This window comes from Sporosarcina sp. UB5 (assembly GCF_050859005.1).
Taxonomy (GTDB): Bacteria; Bacillota; Bacilli; order Bacillales_A; family Planococcaceae; genus Sporosarcina.
In genome coordinates this window covers 2,555,598-2,577,379 of record NZ_CP125984.1, presented here as the reverse complement: position 1 = coordinate 2,577,379, position 21,782 = coordinate 2,555,598, and the positions used below count along the sequence as shown (strand labels likewise).

At 41.8% G+C, this 21,782-nt stretch carries 21 protein-coding genes; 1 reads left to right on the top strand and 20 read right to left on the bottom strand.

The features are described 5' to 3' along the window. Positions 1-44: 44 nt before the first annotated feature. The 3 genes from lpdA to QM454_RS12985 all read right to left on the bottom strand — a co-directional run bounded on the left by lpdA (position 45) and on the right by QM454_RS12985 (position 4,709). On the bottom strand, positions 45-1,472 hold the full coding sequence (lpdA, locus tag QM454_RS12995; protein WP_432358686.1) for a dihydrolipoyl dehydrogenase: 1,428 nt from the start codon (positions 1,470-1,472) through the stop codon (positions 45-47). 28 nt (positions 1,473-1,500) lie between these two features. Next, a complete protein-coding gene (locus QM454_RS12990; protein ID WP_432358684.1) occupies positions 1,501-2,598 on the bottom strand; it encodes a Leu/Phe/Val dehydrogenase in 1,098 nt (365 codons plus the stop codon). Positions 2,599-2,687: 89 nt separating this feature from the next. Next, a complete protein-coding gene (locus QM454_RS12985) occupies positions 2,688-4,709 on the bottom strand; it encodes a sigma 54-interacting transcriptional regulator (protein ID WP_432358682.1) in 2,022 nt (673 codons plus the stop codon). 126 nt (positions 4,710-4,835) lie between these two features. Here QM454_RS12985 and QM454_RS12980 point away from each other — a divergent pair, with 126 nt between their 5' ends. Next, positions 4,836-5,066, top strand: a complete 231-nt coding sequence (locus QM454_RS12980; RefSeq protein WP_432358680.1) for a DUF2627 domain-containing protein — start codon at positions 4,836-4,838, stop codon at positions 5,064-5,066. Positions 5,067-5,339: 273 nt separating this feature from the next. On the opposite strand, the gene QM454_RS12975 is transcribed toward QM454_RS12980, so the two are convergent. From QM454_RS12975 to QM454_RS12895, 17 genes are all read right to left on the bottom strand, one after another. Beyond that, positions 5,340-6,905, bottom strand: coding sequence for a DUF342 domain-containing protein (locus QM454_RS12975; protein WP_432358678.1), 1,566 nt, complete (start codon positions 6,903-6,905; stop codon positions 5,340-5,342). A 118-nt stretch (positions 6,906-7,023) separates the two neighbouring features. After that, positions 7,024-7,815, bottom strand: coding sequence for a sporulation transcription factor Spo0A (spo0A, locus tag QM454_RS12970; RefSeq protein WP_432358677.1), 792 nt, complete (start codon positions 7,813-7,815; stop codon positions 7,024-7,026). Between the two features lie 209 nt (positions 7,816-8,024). Then, positions 8,025-8,993, bottom strand: a complete 969-nt coding sequence (locus QM454_RS12965) for a SpoIVB peptidase S55 domain-containing protein (protein ID WP_432358675.1) — start codon at positions 8,991-8,993, stop codon at positions 8,025-8,027. Positions 8,994-9,093: 100 nt separating this feature from the next. Then, positions 9,094-10,794, bottom strand: coding sequence for a DNA repair protein RecN (recN, locus tag QM454_RS12960; protein ID WP_432358673.1), 1,701 nt, complete (start codon positions 10,792-10,794; stop codon positions 9,094-9,096). A 30-nt stretch (positions 10,795-10,824) separates the two neighbouring features. Beyond that, entirely contained in the window at positions 10,825-11,274 is a 450-nt protein-coding gene (ahrC, locus tag QM454_RS12955; protein ID WP_432358671.1) for a transcriptional regulator AhrC/ArgR, read from the bottom strand. Between the two features lie 43 nt (positions 11,275-11,317). Further along, positions 11,318-12,139, bottom strand: coding sequence for a TlyA family RNA methyltransferase (locus QM454_RS12950; protein ID WP_432358669.1), 822 nt, complete (start codon positions 12,137-12,139; stop codon positions 11,318-11,320). Further along, complete coding sequence (gene dxs / locus QM454_RS12945) at positions 12,136-14,040, bottom strand: 1-deoxy-D-xylulose-5-phosphate synthase (RefSeq protein ID WP_432358667.1); 1,905 nt, start codon at positions 14,038-14,040, stop codon at positions 12,136-12,138. The genes QM454_RS12950 and dxs overlap by 4 nt, the downstream gene beginning before the upstream one ends. A gap of 130 nt (positions 14,041-14,170) precedes the next feature. After that, entirely contained in the window at positions 14,171-15,055 is an 885-nt protein-coding gene (locus tag QM454_RS12940; RefSeq protein WP_432358666.1) for a polyprenyl synthetase family protein, read from the bottom strand. Beyond that, entirely contained in the window at positions 15,048-15,290 is a 243-nt protein-coding gene (locus QM454_RS12935) for an exodeoxyribonuclease VII small subunit (protein WP_432358664.1), read from the bottom strand. The genes QM454_RS12940 and QM454_RS12935 overlap by 8 nt, the downstream gene beginning before the upstream one ends. Further along, a complete protein-coding gene (gene xseA, locus QM454_RS12930; RefSeq protein ID WP_432358662.1) occupies positions 15,287-16,642 on the bottom strand; it encodes an exodeoxyribonuclease VII large subunit in 1,356 nt (451 codons plus the stop codon). Before xseA ends, QM454_RS12935 begins: the two co-directional genes overlap by 4 nt. Before the next feature lie 110 nt (positions 16,643-16,752). Beyond that, positions 16,753-17,619, bottom strand: coding sequence for a bifunctional methylenetetrahydrofolate dehydrogenase/methenyltetrahydrofolate cyclohydrolase FolD (folD, locus tag QM454_RS12925; protein WP_432358660.1), 867 nt, complete (start codon positions 17,617-17,619; stop codon positions 16,753-16,755). 19 nt (positions 17,620-17,638) lie between these two features. Next, positions 17,639-18,019 carry a transcription antitermination factor NusB gene (gene nusB, locus QM454_RS12920; protein ID WP_432358658.1) on the bottom strand — a complete coding sequence of 127 codons (381 nt, stop codon included), beginning with the start codon at positions 18,017-18,019 and terminating at the stop codon, positions 17,639-17,641. A gap of 113 nt (positions 18,020-18,132) precedes the next feature. Then, on the bottom strand, positions 18,133-18,534 hold the full coding sequence (locus QM454_RS12915; RefSeq protein WP_432358656.1) for an Asp23/Gls24 family envelope stress response protein: 402 nt from the start codon (positions 18,532-18,534) through the stop codon (positions 18,133-18,135). An 81-nt stretch (positions 18,535-18,615) separates the two neighbouring features. Further along, complete coding sequence (gene accC / locus QM454_RS12910) at positions 18,616-19,962, bottom strand: acetyl-CoA carboxylase biotin carboxylase subunit (RefSeq protein ID WP_432358654.1); 1,347 nt, start codon at positions 19,960-19,962, stop codon at positions 18,616-18,618. Positions 19,963-19,976: 14 nt separating this feature from the next. Next, positions 19,977-20,495: an acetyl-CoA carboxylase biotin carboxyl carrier protein gene (gene accB, locus QM454_RS12905; protein WP_432358652.1), complete on the bottom strand. Its 519-nt coding sequence runs from the start codon at positions 20,493-20,495 to the stop codon at positions 19,977-19,979. A 144-nt stretch (positions 20,496-20,639) separates the two neighbouring features. Continuing rightward, on the bottom strand, positions 20,640-21,179 hold the full coding sequence (locus QM454_RS12900) for a SpoIIIAH-like family protein (RefSeq protein ID WP_432358650.1): 540 nt from the start codon (positions 21,177-21,179) through the stop codon (positions 20,640-20,642). After that, positions 21,166-21,588: a hypothetical protein gene (locus tag QM454_RS12895; protein WP_432358648.1), complete on the bottom strand. Its 423-nt coding sequence runs from the start codon at positions 21,586-21,588 to the stop codon at positions 21,166-21,168. The genes QM454_RS12900 and QM454_RS12895 overlap by 14 nt, the downstream gene beginning before the upstream one ends. Positions 21,589-21,782: the final 194 nt, after the last annotated feature.

Sequence of the window (21,782 nt, the reverse complement as noted above, 5' to 3'; positions counted from 1 at the left end):
ATGCCCGTTTATATGGGCGCAGCCGATACTGACAATTGTCTTTCTTACATATGAATTGCAACGCCGTCTACCGCTAAAGATGCTTCACCGATTACTTCGGACAACGATGGATGCGGATGGATTGTTGAACCGACTTCCCATGGAGTCGCATCGAGTACCATTGCTAAACCAGCTTCCGAAATTAAATCCGTTACATGTCCACCAATCATATGAACACCTAAAATATCATCCGATTTTTTATCAGCGATAATTTTAACAAATCCGTCGGTATTTCCATTTACGAGCGCCTTGCCAATTGCAGCGAACGGGAATTTACCGATTTTGACGTCAAAGCCTTGTTCTTTAGCCTGAGATTCTGTAAGTCCAACACTTGCAACTTCAGGACTTGAATAGATACATCTCGATATGTTTGTATAATTAATTGGTTCATTCTTGCGTCCAGCAATATGTTCCACTGCAGCAATTCCTTCATGTGATGCTACGTGAGCCAACTGCAGACCGCCGATGACATCACCAATTGCGTAAATGTGACTTTCTTTCGTTTGAAACGTCGTATTTGTCTTTATAAAGCCACTTTCAATTTGTATGTCTGTGTTTTCAATGCCAATACCTTCGACATTAGCTTGCCTTCCTACCGATACGAGCATCTTCTCTGCAGTGAATTCACGCATTTCACCCGAAATTTCCGCCGTAATTGTGACAGACTCCTCTGTTCTCACGAGACTGTCCGCCGCCACTTTCGCTCCTGTTACGAAAGTAATCCCTTTTTTCGTCAACAGTTTTTTCATTTCCTTTGAAATGTCTTTATCTTCCGTAGGGATAATTTGATCTGCATATTCAATAACTGTAACCTCAACGCCAAAGTCATTCAACATAGAAGCCCATTCAATTCCGATGACACCTCCGCCAACGATGAGCATTGACTTTGGAAGTTCAGTCATTTTTAGAGCCCCATCCGAGGATAAGACTTGCATTTCATCGATTTCCAATCCCGGTAACGTTCTGGGTCTCGACCCTGTAGCGATAATAAGGTTTTTTAGAATGAGCATTTCATTTTCTTCCCCATTATTCATTTCAACGGAAATTGTTCCAGGCATCGGAGAAAAGATTGACGGTCCTAACATACGGCCAAGGCCTTCATAAACGTCAATTTTCCCTTTTTTCATTAGGCCAATCACACCTTTGTGCAACTGTTGAACGATTTCATCTTTCCTTGCTTGGACACGTGCAAAATTCAAAGCTACGCCTTTCGTATCGACACCAAAATTGGCTGCTTCGTTTTTAGTCAATTGATAGACTTCCGCACTTTTCAATAAGCTTTTGCTCGGTATGCAGCCTTTATGCAAACATGTTCCACCAAGTGCTTCCTTTTCCACTAGAGCCGTCTTCAATCCCAGTTGTGAAGCGCGTATCGCAGCAACATAGCCGCCGGTTCCCCCGCCTAAAATTACTACATCATATTCGTTTGCCATCTGTAATTCTGGCCTCCCTAAGCTGTTTTTATTTCTTACGAGTTAGGACACTTTTTTCATTTTGTAGGAATTGACTACGGGATTTAGCGACCCTTGCGATTCGTTCCTCTGCAAGTCGGTCTGCCGCTACATATGTCGGGATATTATCACGCTTAGAAATCGCGAAAATCTTCTCGATCGTATCGTATATTCCAGCGACTCGTTTCAGTGCACGTTCCCGGTTATAGCCTGTAAGCTCATCCGCTACATTAATGACGCCACCTGAGTTAATGACATAATCTGGGGCATAGACGATTCCCATTTCATGAATGATGTCGCCGTGCTCTGGATTTTTTAATTGGTTATTCGCGGAGCCTGCAATCACTTTAACTTTCAACTGAGGAATTGTTTCGTCGTTAATAACAGCTCCTAATGCGCAAGGTGCGAAAATATCAGCATTCTGCGAATAAATTTCGTCCGTCCCGACAGCGGTTGCGCCGAATGCATCAACTGCTCGTTGAACTGCTTCTTTATTAATATCAGTGACGATCAGTTTTGCGCCTTCTTCATGCAAGTATTCACATAGCGTGTAAGCAACGTTACCGACACCTTGTACTGCAATCGTTTTACCTTCAAGTGAATCGCTTCCGAATGCCTCTTTTGCAGCCGCCTTCATTCCTTTATAAACACCGAAAGCCGTCACTGGTGAAGGATTGCCTGAAGAACCGAACTCCGCGGAAACACCTGTTACATAATCTGTTTCCAAATGGATTAAGTCCATATCTTCTTCTGTTGTACCAACATCTTCCGCTGTAATATACCTTCCGTTTAACCCTTCAATGAAACGGCCAAATGCGCGGAACATCTCAGGATTTTTATCTGTTTTCGGATTTCCAATAATGACCGTCTTACCGCCACCTAAATCAAGTCCAGCTGCTGCGTTTTTATACGTCATACCTTTTGCTAGACGGAGTGCATCTTCAATTGCTTCTTCTTCACTTGCATATGTCCACATACGAGTACCGCCTAAAGCAGGCCCAAGTGTTGTATCGTGAATTGCAATAATTGCCTTCAACCCAGAAGCTTTGTCTTGGCATATAACCAATTGTTCATAATCGTGCGTTTCCATATATTTAAAAATTTCCATAATGCTTTTCCTCCTCAATAGTTCCAATTTAGTTTTTCGTTAATTGCATGGCTAACGCATCCAATGACAGTATAGATGAGCAGGCTCCATCAAATAAGTTTGTATTTTTCAAGCTTGTAGTATAAGGAGCGTAATGAAATGCCGAGACGGTTCGCCGTTAATGATTTGTTTCCATCGTGTTCGGCTAAGGCTTTTTCTAGTATTGTTCGTTCGTAATCATCCATTACCGACGCCAATGTGCTTTTTTCAGGGAGGACATCCCCGTCTACCTTCACCTCATTCGTGAAAAGAGAACGTCTTATATCCTCTTCCTCGATGACAGTAGATCCGTGCTTCATAAAAATCATTGCACGGCTTAATACATTTTCAAGCTCACGCACATTCCCTGGCCATTCATATGTCTGTAACTTAGCTATCGCTTCGTCCGACACTCTTTCTGCATTCATGCCAAACTCTTCATTAAGCTTCTTCAATAAGTGATGTGCAACCTCAGGAATGTCTATCGTCCTCGTTCGTAATGGTGGAATTTGGATCGATAACCGATTCAGCGCATAATACAAGTCCATATGAAACGTTCCTTCATGGATTGCTTTCTCGAGGTTTTTAGAAGTAGCCACAATAATTCTTGCTGTCGCTGTTTGAAGTTCGTTCTTTCCGTCCGACTGCGATGATGAAAATCGCAAGTAGTCTAAAAGCCTTGATTGGACTGATAAAGGCAAATGCGTCACCTCGTCCAAAAAAAGAGTTCCGTTTCTAGCTTCTTCCAACAAGCCGAATCTGCTTGATGTACCGCTGTCCTCATCGCTAGCTTCTCCGAACAATTCCTTTTCCATTACAGATGGATCGATTGCACCGCAATTCAATCGAATGAACTTATGTGATTTCCTGTTGCTTCCACTATGAATGGCGTTTGCAAATAATTCCTTCCCAGAACCCGCTTCCCCACGCAACATGACAGGGATATTGGATTTAGAAGCTATTTTAGCCTGGTCGATTGCGAGGCCGATTTCCTGTGAGCTTCCGTGGATATCGTCGAATGTGAAAGTCGATTCCAATTTTCGGATTGTTTGTCTTGCCAAATCCAACTCTTTCATAAGACTGCGCATTTCGGTTATGTCATGGATGACCCCAATACTTCCTTTCACTTGCTGATCGACAATAATTGGAGCGACATTTACAATGACATCCCGATTGTCTTCTCCAATTCTCATGTTTACTCCACGAATAGGTTTTTTCGTCATTAACACTTTCATATGGATGCTTTCACCTTCATTAATGTCAACTGACGCCGGCTTCCCGATCACTTCATCTTCTGATAAGCCAGTTATACGAGTATACGCCGGGTTGACAAGAATGCCATTCCCTTTCTCATCGACTACGGAAATTGCATCATCACTTGAATGGATGATCGCTTCCAACATTGTTTTCACAGATTGTAAATCGGTGATTTCCTCAGCGAGCTTGACGACTTCAGACACATCTTTGAAGACTGCAAAAGCACCGAAAACTGTTCCGGAAGCCGAAATAAGTGGGTAACGGGAACTGACAATTTTTCTCCCGTTCGGTAGAGTCAATTCTTCATTCAATTCAGGACGACCGGATTTCAACACTCTAACCAATTTGCTATCCGGAATGATGTTATAAATCGATTTGCCGATTGCATCAAAATCAGAAACTTCCAACATCGTGCAAGCGCTTTCATTGATAAAGTCTATAATACCTTTTTGATTGATTCCAATCATACCTTCATCGATTGAATTGAAGATGAGTCGTTGCCTATCCATTTCTGTTTGGATTTTTCCGTTAAAGAGTCCTACAAGCAAATCTACAACTGAACTAGGAATCACTTGCGCATGCATGTGAATGTTTTTCATTAGCTCATCAAAAACAACTTTTTCTCCCGTTACGTCAAAAACAATATCGATTTCATCAGTCAAAAACGGCTTCCAATGAGTACCGTAGGAGATTCCTAGTTTTTTTGCTAAAGTAATACCTGATGCCTTCATGTCAATATCGACAACCGCGCACACGTTCATGAAATTTGAGTCCAATAGCAGGTTCAGTAATAGCGTGCCTCTGGATCCTGCTCCAACAATGAGTACATTTTGCAAGGATATTCATTCTCCTTTTAGCACCATGCAATCTTTTGCAAACCTACATTTATCATACCTTATTGTTCTGACCTTGACAATAATTGTTGAGTAGGTAAAATTAAATTAAATAAGGAGATTGATAGTATGGCACGTATGGCGGCATTCATCGTTCTTTTAATTCCGATTATTATTACAGCAGGCGGCATTAAGCTTATGCGAGATTCACTTTTTGGAATTCAATTCGATCCATTTCCTTTCATCTGGCTTCAGTTCACAGCTGGCTTTATCATGTTCGGTGCGGGTCTAGCATTTTTTGCAGGATTTCTCCTCCGTCGTGATCGCCGAAAAGGAAGAGTTCAAGATCGCTTTAAATAAACAAAAGCGCAGGGCGCCTGCCTAGAAGCGGCAGGCATAAGGCGAAGATGCGGCGTGGCGCTTTTTGCCACAGAGCAGCTTTGACTTATGATTGAGCTTCTGGTGCCCGGAGTCTAGACAAAACAAAAGCGAATCGAACTGCGAAGGGTTCGATTTGCCGTATTTCTGCGGTTTTTGCAGAAATTAAGGCATCCTTTCAGACAAAAAGGACATCGGTAAAATAGCCGACGTCCTTTTTCATTTTTAACCTTTCAATTTCATCCTACTGTCTTTTCAAACATTGAGAACGTTGTCGATAACTTCAAATACACCTTTTGTCGTCTTATTCAAAAGACTAGATTTTGAACCTACTTGGATAATGACACCTGGATACGCTTCCCTTGCAACTTCAATTCGAGGTGGTGTTGCCGTTTTAATTTTATAAAGTCCCGCCTGGATTTTACGGTCAAGTTCAAGCATCTTTTCTCTACCTGCTTGGAGAGTCATTTTCAGTTTTTCGTATGCTGATGCCTGCTCTCCTCGCAATTGGGTCGCCCGCACCCCTTCAATCATTGACAATTGTGCGTTAAGTTGTTCATCTGTTTTTTGCAGCTCTTTTAATTCCAATGCCAATTGCTGAACTTCTTTATAAATTAAATCCTTATCGATCCCTTTTGCAATTAGATGGGTAGTCCTTTCATGGGCGTTGCCTGCATATCCACATTCGATTCTAAAAAGGGCATCGATTTGGCCGCCAATAATCTTGCCTCGATTTTTATCAACGACTACCGTCTCACCAATGACATCACAGCCTAATATATACAATCCAACATGGATATTTTTCGCAAACAACTTACAATTGTTTGCATGCTTCAAAAATATGTCTCCGCTCGCTTCAATGACCGAAATGCCACCACCGAAAACGCCGCCCCTAATATACAAATCTCCTTCTGATGAACAGATTTCTTTTGCATTTGTGACACCTTCATTGCCTTCGATTGAAATATCACCAGTCGCATTCACAGAATAGCCCGCCATAATTGTTCCATGAACGGTCACTGCTCCATCAAATTGAATGGATCCTGTTTCAGGACCGACATCTCCGTTTATCGTCAAGTGTGCTCCTACACTGACAGCGTCTTCGATAAATTCAAGAGCGCCACCAATAAGGGCCCGAAGAACTATTTTCCCCTGCTCTTCAACTTCGACGACGGATTTTCGGTCATACCGAAGTTTTTCATCATCTCCCGGTATTGCATGAATAGGAGCACCAAAAATATCTTTCCCAGGTTTCCCTTCGGTCGGTGGAATTTTCTCACCTAACCAATCGCCTTCTTTTACATGTTTAACAAAATTCATTTCATAGTAATCAGCCAAACCGTCCTCCCGGATCACTGGCTTTTTTTCTGGCTTCTCGATATATGTAATTTTGGCATCCTCGCCTTTCTCCGGATGCCGTCCAATTGCCGCGATAATGGAAGTACCCGGAAACAGATCGTCTTCGGAAAGATCGAGCATACCTGAAACGATTCCGTTAGCTTCCAATGACTTTCTAACGAGTGAAAGCAAATGATGCTTCTCCGATTGAAATTCAGTAATTGTCATATGTATAACGACTTCAGCTTTCATCTTATCTGGAGCGACTTTCACTTCGATAAGTGGTGAAAAGATACCGATCTTATGGCCATTTCCGACTTCGGTTAAAGCTTTTCTCAATGACGGGAAAGAGGTAATTTTAATTCTCGGATGTTGATTAATAATCATATCAAACGACTTTAACGGGTATCCGGTTTTCTTTAAATCAATTAGTACTTCTTCCTCAATAACGTATAAATTAAAATACTCATTTTCAACTAACACTTCTACACCTCATTTTCACTCTCCATTCTATTATAAATTAAAATAGTATTTCCACAATGGAATATTAAAAAAGCACCGTTAGTAACGGTGCTTAAAAACTACTACTCACTGGAATTAATTAACTTGCTACGTGTTCCAAACGAATTTTGTCTGCAATCATCGCGATAAATTCTGAGTTCGTAGGCTTACTTTTTAAATGATGAACTGTATATCCAAATGTTTTTGAAATGACATCGTAGTTCCCTCGATTCCAAGCGACTTCAATCGCATGCCGAATTGCCCTCTCAACGCGAGACGGTGTTGTATTGTATTTCTCTGCGATATCTGGATAAAGAACCTTTGTTACTGAACCGAGCAAATCGACGTCAGTATAGACCATTTGGATTGCCTCTCGTAAAAATGAATAGCCTTTAATATGGGCGGGTACGCCAATTTCTTTAATAATCGATGTAATGGTCGTATCAAGTGCCCTTTGTGTCAATGTCACATCCGATTCAACCGGCGGCTTTTGCATAATTGGTTTTGATTGTTTTTGTGTACCAGAAATTTGGAATATTTGTGATACTAATCTGTCAAATTCAAAAGGTTTTAGCATGAAGTAGGATGCGCCCAAACTACCTGCCTGTGCCATAACATCCTCCTGCCCAAATGCTGTCAACATAATAATATGCATTTTGGATAATGCGGAATCTTTTTTTATAGTATCTAAAACCGCAATTCCATCTAAATGCGGCATAATGATGTCCAAAAGGAGTAAATCCGGTTTATTGTCCTGCAACATCGAAAGACAGACTTTACCATTATGCGCTGTCCAAATTACTTCCAATTCTGGATGCTCCTCAAAATAGGCAACCATCGTGTTTACTAGTTCTTTATTATCGTCCGCAATAGCAATCCTTACTTTCCCCATCCCTTTTCCCCCTACTCATTTTTCATCGAGTTCATAATCCCCTTACATACATTATTCGCATGAATACGAACTGCTGTAAAGGAAAAATTCGACAAACTTTAGAATAATCCTTCACTTTTCCGAAAAATGAAACTAACGGATTACAGTTTCGTCATTATTCGACGAAATCCACTGGAAAAACCGACCCAGATTTCGGATCGGTTTTTCCATTAATTTCGTCGCTCGCCGTCTCTCATCGTTACTAAAAACAAACCGGCACCTTTTTTCGGTTCATCGATAAACATATGCGTGATTGCTCCGACGAACTTGCCATTTTGTATGACGGGGCTCCCACTCATACCTTGTAAAATCCCACCAGTGACTTCCAGTAATTTCGTATCGGTTAATATGAAATGGAACTGTTCCTCCTCAACTTCAGTGATTCGGATGGAGAACTTTTCGACTTCCGTACCTTTTACAGTAGTAAAAATTTCCGCTGCTCCCGCCTGTAATTCCATTGGTTGCATAATTTCAAGAGGTTCAGCTAACACTTTCTTATATGCATCGTTCCAAGTTCCGAAAATTCCGCGTACTCCATTTGTTTGAATCGTACCTAAATAGGATTCATTGTCGATTATTGTGGAGATTTTATATCCCGGAGTGCCTGGTTTACTTTTCTTAATTTGTTCAATTTCAGAAAGGTAAATTGCTCCATTTTTAAATGGTGGTGGAGACTTCAAGGTACTGTCAACGATTTGATGGCCCAGAGCTCCATAAGTGCCTCGCTTCGGGTCGACATAGGTTAATGTCCCGGTTCCTTCCGTACGGTCTTTAAGGAAGGGAAGGAGGCGTTTTACGGCATCACTTTCCGCCATCACTTCAACCGAAGCGCCTTTTCGACTAATATTCATATTGACTTGTTCTTTTTTAACTTTTGTCATAACACGTTCAAATTCGCTGAGACTTATTATTTCAGTCCCATTGAGACGGTTGATGGAGTCGCCCGCCTTTAACCATTGTTCATTGTTAATCAAAACATCATTCGTGACATAAATACCGGACAAATTCATCTGAATTCCAATTGAATGTCCCATTGGGATAACCCGTTCACCGGATGAAGCGGAAATACTTTGAAACGGTTGGAAAAACAAAATCACGGCAAACGAAGCGGATAACATCAGTCGTTTACTCCATCCCATAGTTCACCTCCTCAGCTGAAAGATACTATTGGTATGTCCTTTCGGGTGAAACTTATGAGAGGTTAAATCATGAAAAAAAACGCATACTTGGAGTATGCGCTTAATTGCGAAAAGAAGTTTTACGTTCGTCGGCCATTGTTAGTAATTCGTTTGCATGTTGCAATGTCAATGGAGTTATTTCAGCGCCAGATAACATGCGGGATAACTCCTTCGTTCTATCTACATCGCTAATTTCAGTAACTGCGGTCGTTGTACGGTTTTCTTTCACTTCTTTCTTAATGAGTAAGTGATGATCAGCCATTGCAGCAACTTGCGGAAGATGAGAGATGCATAGAACTTGTGAATGAGTGGCTATCATTGCAATTTTATCTGCAATTGCCTGAGCGACACGTCCACTTACGCCCGTATCGACTTCATCGAAAATGATTGATGTGATACCTTGGTGTTTGGAAAAAATCGTTTTAAGCGCCAACATAATCCTCGACAACTCGCCGCCAGATGCAATTTTAACTAGTGGCTTCAATGGTTCCCCGAGATTTGTCGAAATTAGAAAAACCACGTCATCAAAGCCATTGCTATCATAACTTCCTACCGCTTTCCGATTGACGGAAACTTTGAATTTGGATTTTTCCATATGTAAATCTTTTAATTGTTTCATAATAGATTTTTCAAGTCGGAGAGCAGATTCTTGTCGGATAATGGATAATTCATTCGCTTCTACTTCCAAGTCTTTTTCAAGCTGAGCGAATTTTTCTTGCTCTTGACCGAGTCGTTCATCTCGATTAAGCAACTCATCAAGCTCATCTGCAATTTTTTCACGGTAAATAAGAATATCCTCAATTGTCGCTCCGTACTTCCGCTTTAACGATAAAAACAACGCAAGTCGATCTTCAACAATTTGTAGTCGTGTCGGATCGTATTCCATCCGGTCTATAATACTTTTCAATTCATGTGCAGTATCTTGCAATGAGTAGAAGCTTGATGAAACGACTTCAGCGTGTGTTTCTATACTTTTGTCAATTGAAGCAGCATCTTCCAAATCACTCATTGCGGATCCGACCCAGTCCAATGCATGATTGTCGCCGCTAATCGATTCGTAAGCAGTATTCAAACGCTCGAAGATTCTATTGAAATGTTGTAATTTCAACTTTTCCTCTTCCAACTCTTCTTCTTCTCCAATAACCAATTCCGCATTATCGATTTCTTTTAGTTGGAAAGAATATAGATCAATACGCTGCGCTATTTGTTGCTCATTTTCACTTGCCGCTTCAAGCTTGCGCTTCAATTTCGTGTATTGATGATAAACGTCAAGATAATTGCGGTGCGCTTCCGACAAATGTGCCCCCGCAAATTGATCGAGTAGATGAATATGCCGCTTTTCATGCATTAGTTCTTGATTATCATGCTGGCCATGAATATCTATCAATTGTGAGCCTATTTCTCTTAAAATTGCAATTGTCACTAGTTTTCCATTTACCCGGCAAGTCGTTTTACCATTAGAATTTAAATCACGTCTTAGAATAATACTACCTTCCTCGGATTCAATGCCGAATTCAGAAAGTTTTTCGAAGACGGGATGATGTTCATCATCAATTGTGAACATCCCTTCCAATTCCGCCTTTTTTGCGCCATGACGAATGAATTCCTGTGAGCCCCTTGCACCTGCAAGGAGCTGAACAGCATCAATGATGATTGACTTACCGGCACCCGTTTCACCAGTTAGGACCGTTAATCCTTCGTCAAAAGTTACTTCGAGATGCTCAATGATGGCAAAATTATGAATGGAAATGTCACTTAACATTCAATTACCACCTCCTTCATCGCACGTTACTTAAATGAGTCCTAATAGCCTATCTTTCACATCGACTGTCAACGACTCATCCCTGCAAATAATCATGCACGTATCATCACCGCAAATCGTTCCAAGCATTTCATCCCATCCTAAGTTATCGATGAGGGAACCGACTGCTTGAGCATTGCCTGGCAATGTCTTTAGGATGATAAAATGGCTGGCACTATCAATACCAACGAATGCATCCGTTAACATCCGGTGAAGCTTTTCCTCCGTATTGAATTTATGGACCGGCGGCAAGCTATATTTATAACGGCCATCTGCCAATGGAACTTTGATGAGATGCAGTTCTTTAATATCGCGGGAGACTGTTGCTTGTGTTACGTCTACTCCAGCATTTTTTAATTTCTCGACAAGCTGATCCTGCGTTTCCACTTCATCATTTGTAATGATTTCCCGGATACGCAGATGCCTTTGTCCTTTATTCAATACAATCACTCCCATGATTATTATTCACACCTTTCTTTAGGAATCACGTCAATGCTTCATACGCCTCAGTGATTAGTAAATTGAAATCCGACTCCTCGTAAGGGTTAACTGGTTCGTCTTCTGATTGTAAATGGAATAGAAACTCAATATTCCCTTCCCCGCCTGTTACCGGAGAATAGGAAATACCACGTAATGAAAATCCGTTTAGCTTGGAAGCTTCTGCAATCTTTTTCAATACTTCCAAATGAGTAGCCCTTTCCTTGACAACCCCTTTTTTCCCTACTTTATCTTTTCCGGCTTCGAATTGCGGTTTAACAAGTGCCACTACGTCTCCACTAAGCGCAATTATTTGCTTTAGCGGGGGCAGTATGAGTGTAAGCGATATGAACGATACGTCAATTGTGGCTACTTGAGGAGTCCCATTCACGAAGTGTTCAGGAACCGAATGCCGGAAGTTTGTTTTTTCCATTACGGTAACTCTCTCATCATTCCGGATTTTCCAGGCAAGCTGATTTGTTCCGACATCGAGCGCGTAGCAATGTTTTGCTCCATTTTGCAAAGCACAATCCGTAAAGCCACCCGTTGAAGATCCGATATCTAACACAATTTTCTCTTCAACAGAAACGTCAAACACTTCAAGAGCTTTTTCCAGCTTTAAACCGCCACGACTTACGTATTTCAAAGTAGTACCTTTAACTTCCAAGGGAGCGTCTGTCCGTATTTTTTCACCAGGCTTATCCATTCTTGTTTCAGCTGAAAATACGATGCCAGCCATGATGGAACGCTTTGCCTGCTCCCTAGTTTCCACGAGCCCCCTCTGTACAAGAAGAACATCGACTCGCTCTTTTCGTTGACTATTCGTCATACAATAATATCCCTTTCTAGACGAGGAGAACCTTTGACTGCACGTTCCATTGTCCTCACAACATTCTCCGCAGTCAAATCGATTTCCTCAAGCAATTTGTCGACACTACCATGCTCGATGAAATCATCCGGAATACCAATACGACTAATGGAAACATTTAAAGATACATCATGTGCATATTCAATGACACCACTTCCAAATCCACCAGCTAACGCAGCCTCTTCAATCGTGACTATCGGTTTGCCTGTTCTGAAAAGCTGATCGAGCATCACTGTATCCATAGGTTTAATGAACCTGGCATTGACCACTTTTACATGAATGCCTTTTTTCGCAAGCGTTTCAGCAGCTTCTAGAGCCATTGGAATGGTCGTTCCAAACGTTAAAATAGAACCGTCCGTACCTTCTCGTAATACTTCCCATGATCCGATAGGAATCGTTTTCAATTTTTCATCCATCACTACACCAAGACCATTTCCTCTCGGATATCTCATCGCAATAGGTCCATCATTGTATTCCAATGCTGTGTATACCATATGTTGTCCTTCATTTTCATCTTTCGGCATCATAATGACGAGATTCGGCATATGCCGTAAAAACGAAATATCATATACACCATGATGGGTTTCTCCATCCGCTCCAACAAGCCCTGCACGATCGATACCAATGAACACATTCAACTTCTGCCTAGTAATATCATGAAGCATTTGATCGTATGCTCGTTGCAAGAATGTCGAGTAAATCGCTAAAAACGGTTTCATCCCTTGTGTAGCTAAACCTGCAGCCATTGTTGTTGCATGCTGTTCCGCAATTCCTACGTCAAAAAATCGGTCTGGGAATTCTGCGGCAAAGGACTCCAGTTTTGAACCAACCGGCATTGCTGGTGTAATAGCTGCAATACGTTTGTCTTCTCTCGCAATTCCCCTAACAGTTTCAGCAACTAATCCACTCCAAGACGGTGCAGATGTCGGTGATTTGACGAAATCCCCGGTTTCAATCTTATAAGGACCCGTACCATGCCAAGTGCCGATTTTATCATTTTCTGCCGGTGTATAACCTTTTCCTTTTTTCGTCAATACATGAAGAAGGACAGGCCCCTCCACCTTTTTCGCATACCGGAGATTTCTCTCTAAATCATTAAAATCGTGACCATCAATCGGCCCTAAATAAGTAAACCCGAGCTCTTCGAAAAACACGCCAGAAACGACAAGATATTTCAGGCTATCTTTCACTCGTTCAGCTGCAGCTGCTACTTTCCCACCGACTGCAGGGATTTTTTTCAGTATATATTCCAATTCATCTTTTACGCTATTGTATTTTCCTGCAGTCCTTAGTTTGCCTAGAATGTCGTGAAGCGCACCAACGTTCGGGGCAATCGACATTTCGTTGTCGTTTAAGATAACAATCATATTCGTTTTCAAGTGACCGATATGATTCAACGCCTCTAGTGCCATGCCTCCTGTCAATGCTCCATCGCCAATGACTGGAATGACATAGTTAGAATCACCTTGCATATCTCTTGCAGCCGCCATACCTAAAGCAGCCGACAGGGACGTGGAACTGTGACCCGTCTCCCATACGTCGTGCTCACTCTCTGACATTTTCGGGAAACCGCTTAAGCCTTTGTACTGGCGAAGCGTGTTAAATTGACCGGCTCGTCCTGTCAATATTTTATGCACGTATGCTTGATGCCCGACGTCCCAAATAATTTTATCTTTTGGGCTGTCGAAAAGTTTATGCAAGGCGATCGTCAATTCGACAACACCCAAGTTCGGTCCGATATGACCGCCTGTAACAGATAAATTTTCGATGAGAAATTCCCGGATTTCTTCTGCCAAATCCGTCATCTGTTTTTTATCAAGTCTTTTTAGAAAAGACGGATTCGTAATTTGAGTAAGATCCACTTCTATCACACACCTTCATAAATTGATTGCCGAGTAAGTCTTAGTAATGTTTTCATTATAACAAGAAGGTTCTACAATAGGAACTATTGGACCATTATCCGGTCAACGGGCGTTATAAACTTAATGTATATCATGTGTTTCTTTGAACGATATAATCAGCAAAAAGTTTCAACATGGAGTTTTCCTTCTTTAGAAAAGCGAGACTCTCGATTGCATCATGATAATAGTTATCCAGCTGTCGCTGTGCACCTTCAAGACCTAACAGAGAAGGATACGTTGACTTATCGCTAGTAGCATCACTATTTGCAGGTTTACCTAATTGTTCGGTCGTTGACGTTACGTCCAAAATATCGTCTTTTATTTGGAATGCTAGTCCTATGTTCTTCGCGTATTGGCGAAGCATCTGTAACTCGTCATCGCCTGCATCAGAAAGGATAGCGCCTGCTTCAATACAGAATGATAATAAAGCTCCAGTCTTATGCATATGTACTTCTTCAAGCTCCTGAAGGGAGAGCGCTGCTGTTTCCCCTTCCATGTCAAGTATCTGGCCTCCGACCATACCATTCGCACCCGAAGCATCTGCCAAAAGAGCGACCAGTTTAATAATCTGCTCTGGGTTTGTATGTTCCAACGAAGCTAAAATCCCAAATGCCCTTGTTTGCAATGCATCACCTGCAAGAACTGCTGCGGCTTCCCCATACACTTTATGATTTGTAGGTTTCCCTCTCCTGAAATCATCATCGTCCATACAAGGTAAGTCATCATGGATGAGAGAGTATGTATGGATGAGCTCAGCTGCACATGCCACTTTAAGCGCATCATCGGACATTTTTCCGAAATCAGCAAGGACTGCCAAGACGAGAAGTGGACGGATTCGCTTTCCACCTGCATTCACTGAATAAAGCATGGATTCTTTCAAGGATGAGGGAGCTTTTTCTAACTCGATCAATCGATTCAATTCTGCATCGATCAATGGCACTTTTTCTGAAATGAACGTCTGTAATTGTTTATCCATTTGAATCCCGACCTTTAGATGGATCGAACGGAGTCGATTGCCCATTTTCATCTATAATTGAAATTAACTGTTTTTCCGCATGTTGTAATTTTCCGTGGCAATATGCGGAAAGCTCCATTCCTTGCTTGTATAATGTGATGGCATCCTCTAATGGAACATCACCCGATTCCAATTTTTGAACAATGTCTTCCAACTTCGACATCGCTTCTTCAAATCGTAGAGTTTCCTCGCTCATTTCGTTTCCTCCTCATCCTTCATCGTAATTGACTTGACCTCAGTCTCTACAGTTCCATCTTTTAATCTAACGTGTAATGTATCGCCAACAGTAAGACCGACAACAGAATTGGATACATTTCCGTCTTTATACGTAATTGAAAATCCTCGTTCCATAACATTTAGCGGATTGAGCGCTTTCAATGTTCTGATTGTAGATCCAAATGTATCCGCCCTATTTTTCAATTCATTTTGCATTGTCCTTGTCATTCTTTCAGTCAATATCGATAGGGTTCGATTTTCTTCTTTTACCCGCTGAAGCGGGGAATAAAATGAAAGCATTCGGTTCAATCGGTCATGTTCTGCCTTCCTGTTTGCGGTTATTTCAATCTTGCTTCTAAGAAGCCGATCATCTAGCCCGCTCAGTTTTTCGGTGAATGGACGATATAACCTTTCAGGGAATTGTAACGGATAGGATTGCTGATATGTCGTCAGTCGCTTACGTTCATGTTTAATTTGATTCGAAAAAGCAATATATATTGAACGTTTCCGCTCTAATATTCTGTCGACTAACTCTTCTCTAGAAGGGACTGCAAGTTCAGCGGCGGCTGTTGGCGTCGGTGCTCTCATATCTGCTACGAAATCGGCAATTGTCGTATCCGTTTCGTGTCCAACAGCGCTAATAATTGGAATACGACAAGAAAAAATCGCTCTTGCAACTGCCTCCTCATTAAAAGCCCAAAGATCTTCTATAGACCCGCCACCACGTCCTACTATTACTACATCGATTGAACCATATGATTCCGCAAGTTCCAATGCCCGAACGATGGATGGCGCGGCCTGTGGACCTTGAACGATTGCCGGAAATAGGAGGATTTCGGCTAATGGATACCGACGTTGCAATGTGGAACAGATGTCCCGGATCGCAGCGCCGGACTGAGCTGTAATGACGCCGATTTTATTTGGTAAAGCTGGCAAACGTTGTTTCCAACGTGTATCGAATAGCCCTTCTTTTGCAAGCGTATTTTTCAATTGTTCAAAAGCAAGATATAATGCTCCGACGCCGTCCGGTTGCATTGATTGGACATAAAGCTGGTATTGACCGCTCGATTCGTAAACATTCACATCGCCAGTAATTAGGACATTCATCCCTTCTTCTGGCTTAAACTGTAAAGATGCTGCTGCGGAACGGAACATAGCTGACTGTATCCTACTTTTATCATCCTTCAGCGTGAAGTAAATATGCCCACTTGGGTGAATTTTCACATTGGAAAGTTCACCTTTCACAAATACTTTTCTTAAGTATGGATCGGCTTCGAATTTGCGTTTTATGTATTTTGTTAATGAATGCACGGATAGATGTTTTTCACTCAAAAAACTCACCTCCGGAGTTTCCGACGTATAGAAACGCTGTCTTTCCTCTGAAAAACAGCGCTGCTCTACTTCTATAGTCGTCTAGTAAAAGAATAGTCTGACTTAACTCGTCATTTACGATTGTCTTCTCGGCATGCCATTTCGGCACTTTGCAATGTATTCTTTAATAACATCGTAATCGTCATCGGACCAACACCGCCAGGGACAGGTGTAATAGCGGAAGCGATTTTCTTCGCTTTCTCAAAATCAACGTCGCCACATAATTTTCCATTCTCATCACGGTTCATACCGACGTCTATAACAACTGCACCGTCTTTAATATGTTCGTCCGTTACGAATTTCGCGCGGCCGATGGCAACAATTAAAATATCCGCCTGCTTCGTGAATGAAGGAAGGTCCTTCGTTCTTGAATGACAATATGTAACTGTGGCATTTTTTTGAAGAAGCAATTGGCCGATTGGTTTTCCAACGATGTTGCTTCTTCCTATAACGACAGCATGTTTTCCTGCAATTTCTACGCCCGTACGCTCCAGCATTTCCATAATGCCATGTGGCGTACAAGGTAGGAATGTTTCTTGTCCAATCATCATTTTACCTACGTTTTCAGGATGGAATCCGTCAACATCCTTACGAGGGTCAATCGATTGAATAACAAGATCTTCATTGATATGATCCGGCAAAGGGAGTTGGACTAAAATGCCGTGGATTGAGTCGTCATTATTTAACTTCTCTACATGAGCTAACAATTCTTGTTCAGTCACCGTTGCGGGCAATCTGATTAGCTCTGATTTCATGCCGACTTCCACACTGGACTTTTCTTTATTTTTCACATAAGTCTGGGATGCGGGATCTTCTCCAACAAGAATAACTGCAAGGCCTGGTTTGCAACCAGATGTTCCCAGAATGTCTACCCCATTTTTAATTTCACTTCTTAGCTCTTTGCCGATTTCAACACCATTTATCAATTTTGCAGTCATACGAGTTTCCTCCATCGTTTTAGTTTTCTTCGAATTTTGAGAGTACGCCGTTAACGAAACGGCCCGATTTTTCATCGCCAAATTGCTTACAAAGCTCAACAGCTTCGTTTAATATGACCTTATGGGGTACATCATCATGATATAACAGCTCATAAACTGCCATTCTTAGGATCGTTCTTTCGATTTTCGGCAATCTGTCTAACGACCAATTTTCAAGCTTTCCTGAAAGTTGCTCGTCCACTTCGTCGCGATGTTTAGTTGTTCCTTTGACGAGCGATTCATAGAATGGATTAATTGGCCGCTCCATTATATAGGGAATTGCTTCTTCAATCGACATATCCGTATTATCCAATTGAAAAAGCGTTTGAATCGCCTTTTCGCGTGCTTCTCTTCGTTTCATTCGTTAGTCTCCTCCACTACTGTGTCTCTTGGGCTTTATCATAGCATATTCGGTTGACGAAGATATAGCAGGACAAGTTGAAAAGCACCATCCAACGGACGATGCTTTTCAGATCATTCTGTTTCCACGGACGTATCAAAATCGATGCCGGTTATATGGACATTCACTTCTTCCGTTTCAAGCGAAGTCATATGATAGACAGCGTGACGGATCTGCGTTTGGATCTCCTTCGCCACAGAAGGGATCGAGTGGCCGTATTGGACGACGCAGTATACATCGATGACAAGCTTATCACCGGTCCAATCCGTCTTGACCCCTTTTCCATGAAACACTTTTCCAAACTTCTCTGCAACTCCGGTTGCAAAGTTACCTTTCGTCGTTACGACGCCGTCTACTTCGTTCGTTGCGATACCAATAATGACTTCAAGTACTTCAGGAGCCAGTTGAACGCGTCCTAAAACCTCGTCTCCCTTTGAACTCTTTCCTGCAAATGAAGGATTTGCCTTTTCAGCCATTCCACTTCTCCTCCCTCTCCTATGCATTTCTCTTAGACTCGATTATTCAACCTTGCTAAAAGCGTTTGCCCGATAGGTCACTTACTCCATAACTGAATACTTATCTAGGAACTTCGTATCAAAATCTCCTGATTTGAACACTTCGTGGTCCATCAAATTTAGATGGAAAGGTATTGTCGTATCGACCCCTTCAATAATGAACTCATCGAGCGCACGCTTCATTCTTGCGACCGCTTCCTCACGTGTATCAGCATGGACAATTAGTTTTGCCACCATGGAATCGTAGAATGGCGGGATTGTATACCCTGTATACATCGCCGAATCGACCCTAACTCCAAAACCGCCTGGCGGCATATACATTGTTACTTTTCCAGGTGAAGGCATGAAGTTTTTAGATGGGTTTTCTGCATTGATTCGACATTCGATTGACCAACCGTTAATTTTAATATCTTTTTGACGGAATGAAAGTTTTTCACCTGCAGCCACTTTCAACTGCTGTTGAACGAGGTCAATTCCGGTAATCATCTCAGTTATCGTATGTTCAACTTGTATGCGGGTGTTCATTTCCATGAAATAAAATTCATCGTTAATATGATCGTAAATAAACTCGACAGTCCCGGCCCCTCGATAGTTTACGGCTTCAGCTGCTTTGACAGCAGCGTCCCCCATTTTCTCGCGCATTTTCGGAGTAATGGCAGGTGAAGGAGCTTCCTCGACAAGCTTTTGCATTCTTCTTTGAATGGAGCAATCACGCTCTCCTAGATGGATTGTGTTGCCATGCTTATCTGCAAGCACTTGTACTTCAACGTGTCGGAACTCTTCAATATACCTTTCAAGATATACGCCTGGATTACCGAACGCTGCGGCTGCTTCCTTCTGTGTGATTTTAATGCCATTCGTCAGTTCATCTTCATTTCTAGCAACCCGGATGCCTTTACCGCCTCCGCCAGCTGTCGCTTTGATGATGACCGGAAAACCGATTTCTTTCGCCACTTTCAGTCCTTCAACTTCATCGGCGACAATACCATTCGATCCAGGGACAATTGGAACGCCTGCTTGTTTCATCGTTTCCCTCGCTACGTCTTTTGTTCCCATTCTAGAAATTGCATCCGCAGTTGGACCGATAAATTCAATATTCACTTCTTCACAAAGTTCTGCAAAGCTTGCATTTTCAGCTAGGAATCCATAACCTGGATGAATTCCGTCACAACCTGTCATTTTGGCGATGCTTATAATGTTAGAGAAATTCAAGTAGCTGTCTTTCGAAAGCTTCGGGCCGATGCAATACGCTTCATCAGCAAGTTCGACATGCAGCGCTTCTCGGTCCGCTTCCGAATAAACGGCAACTGTTTGAATATCCAATTCCTTGCATGCTCGGATAATCCTTACCGCGATTTCACCCCGGTTTGCAATTAACACTTTTTTCATTTTCATATTCCCCCTCACTTCTGTTTAACAAGGAAGAGAGGCTGTCCATATTCGACCAATTGACCATCTTCCACTAGGATCTCCACGATTTCCCCAGCAACTTCCGCTTCGATTTCATTAAAGAGCTTCATCGCTTCAACAATGCAAACGATTGAATCCGCTTTAACGGAATCACCTATTTGTACGTAAGGATCCGCATCTGGTGATGATGCCTTGTAAAATGTACCAACCATCGGAGATGTAATTTTATGCAACGATGGATCGTTTTCAGCAGTAGATGAATCTGCCTTTTGCTCTCTGTTCTCTTGTTCTGCAGGTGCTTGTTCTGCTGATTCTTTTCTTGTCTCTTGGACAGTCGGTTGAACTTGCTGAACGTTCTCTTCTTTACGTTGTTCAACTTGAACCGGGTATTGTTGAGCACCGTTCGCTTTTTCTAATTTGATTTTTGTACCTTCTGATTCAAATGTAAATTTCTCAATGGATGATTGATCGATTAGTTTAATGATTTCACGGATTTCTTGGATTTTCAACATAACAATTCTCCTGACTCAATTTTATTTATATACCTCCTCCTTATTTTAGACGTTTTTCACCCATATTGAAATAGATATACTGGATTTACTATGAAATACTATAAATAAATAAGAAAAAGACCCATTTAGGGCCTCTTTTAAACGTTATTCCATAAAGACGACTTGAACAGTACGCGCATCTTCCCAACTCGTCATTACATATTGTGTAATTTCCGCAGCCATTTTTGTAGAGTGTCCGCCATCTTCAGATATTACAGACACGGTCACTTTGCCGTCATCCTTTCGCACAAACGCTTCCGGATATCCTAACGCTTTTATTTGAATTTCCATTAATGTTTCAGCGGAAGTGCGTTTGATTAATTCTTCCATCTCATCGTACGCTGCACTTCTTTCTTCAGCCGTCAAATCCGCTGAAAGCATTTTGTCCGTCAATTGAGCCTTCAAATGGCTTCTTTCATTTTGGACTTCCATTCTCATTTCTTCGAATAACATCGAGTCTGCATAGACGGTTTTCGTTTCGCCTTCAGCTTCTCCTGGTTTTGAAACGGTTACTGCATCATTATCTCCAAAAATTGCCATTCCATCTAAATCCATCGGAGCTTCATTTTTCCAATAGTAGATTGAGATGACCGCTACAAGACTTAGTAAAGTTAAGAACCATACTGTTCGTTTATTCGCTTTCAACATGTATCCCCCTTTTCATTTCTTCGACGACTATACGATGTTCAGGCAATTGAAGGACCGTCGACAAGATTCGAGTTAATTCGTTTTTCGTTCTAGGATTGTCCGCTCCTTCCGCAACGACTAAAACTCCTTGGAGCGGATTCTTCTTTGCTGATGAGGATCCGGAGCCCGAAAAATAACCGGATAATGGGCTTGGCTCTTCTGTTCGATCGTAATGGAAGTGGATGAACACTTCCCCAATCCCTTCTATCTTCATTAATGCTTGTTCAAGCTGTGCTGCTTCCCGGCTCTCCTCCCCTTTCCCTTTCTCCCCTCCCATCGAACCAATCGTTGAATTGATGAAAATAACGAAGATCGCGAGCAGCGTCCCGATGAAGAGCATATGAATATTTCGTTTAGATTTTTGCATATGATCACCATTTCATCCCTTCAAGCCGGATATGGTTCGTGTTATCTATGTTGCATAGTATGCTTGTTCAGAAGAGGCTATGACCAAAAATTCTCATGATGGAATGAATGATCCAAATTCCCATCGCTATTTTTATAAGTGGAAGAAACTCCTTCTCCCTCTCCTCAGGCAGCAATAATAATAAAACGGAGGAC

Excerpts from the sequence above, each read along its gene's own strand:
- lpdA (WP_432358686.1), bottom strand. The coding sequence starts at position 1,472 with ATGGCAAACGAATATGATGTAGTAATTTTAGGCGGGGGAACCGGCGGC.
- QM454_RS12990 (WP_432358684.1), bottom strand. The coding sequence starts at position 2,598 with ATGGAAATTTTTAAATATATGGAAACGCACGATTATGAACAATTGGTT.
- QM454_RS12980 (WP_432358680.1), top strand. The coding sequence starts at position 4,836 with ATGGCACGTATGGCGGCATTCATCGTTCTTTTAATTCCGATTATTATT.
- spo0A (WP_432358677.1), bottom strand. The coding sequence starts at position 7,815 with ATGGGGAAAGTAAGGATTGCTATTGCGGACGATAATAAAGAACTAGTA.
- QM454_RS12965 (WP_432358675.1), bottom strand. The coding sequence starts at position 8,993 with ATGGGATGGAGTAAACGACTGATGTTATCCGCTTCGTTTGCCGTGATT.
- recN (WP_432358673.1), bottom strand. The coding sequence starts at position 10,794 with ATGTTAAGTGACATTTCCATTCATAATTTTGCCATCATTGAGCATCTC.
- QM454_RS12950 (WP_432358669.1), bottom strand. The coding sequence starts at position 12,139 with ATGACGAATAGTCAACGAAAAGAGCGAGTCGATGTTCTTCTTGTACAG.
- QM454_RS12940 (WP_432358666.1), bottom strand. The coding sequence starts at position 15,055 with ATGGATAAACAATTACAGACGTTCATTTCAGAAAAAGTGCCATTGATC.
- QM454_RS12935 (WP_432358664.1), bottom strand. The coding sequence starts at position 15,290 with ATGAGCGAGGAAACTCTACGATTTGAAGAAGCGATGTCGAAGTTGGAA.
- folD (WP_432358660.1), bottom strand. The coding sequence starts at position 17,619 with ATGACTGCAAAATTGATAAATGGTGTTGAAATCGGCAAAGAGCTAAGA.
- nusB (WP_432358658.1), bottom strand. The coding sequence starts at position 18,019 with ATGAAACGAAGAGAAGCACGCGAAAAGGCGATTCAAACGCTTTTTCAA.
- QM454_RS12915 (WP_432358656.1), bottom strand. The coding sequence starts at position 18,534 with ATGGCTGAAAAGGCAAATCCTTCATTTGCAGGAAAGAGTTCAAAGGGA.
- accC (WP_432358654.1), bottom strand. The coding sequence starts at position 19,962 with ATGAAAAAAGTGTTAATTGCAAACCGGGGTGAAATCGCGGTAAGGATT.
- accB (WP_432358652.1), bottom strand. The coding sequence starts at position 20,495 with ATGTTGAAAATCCAAGAAATCCGTGAAATCATTAAACTAATCGATCAA.
- QM454_RS12895 (WP_432358648.1), bottom strand. The coding sequence starts at position 21,588 with ATGCAAAAATCTAAACGAAATATTCATATGCTCTTCATCGGGACGCTG.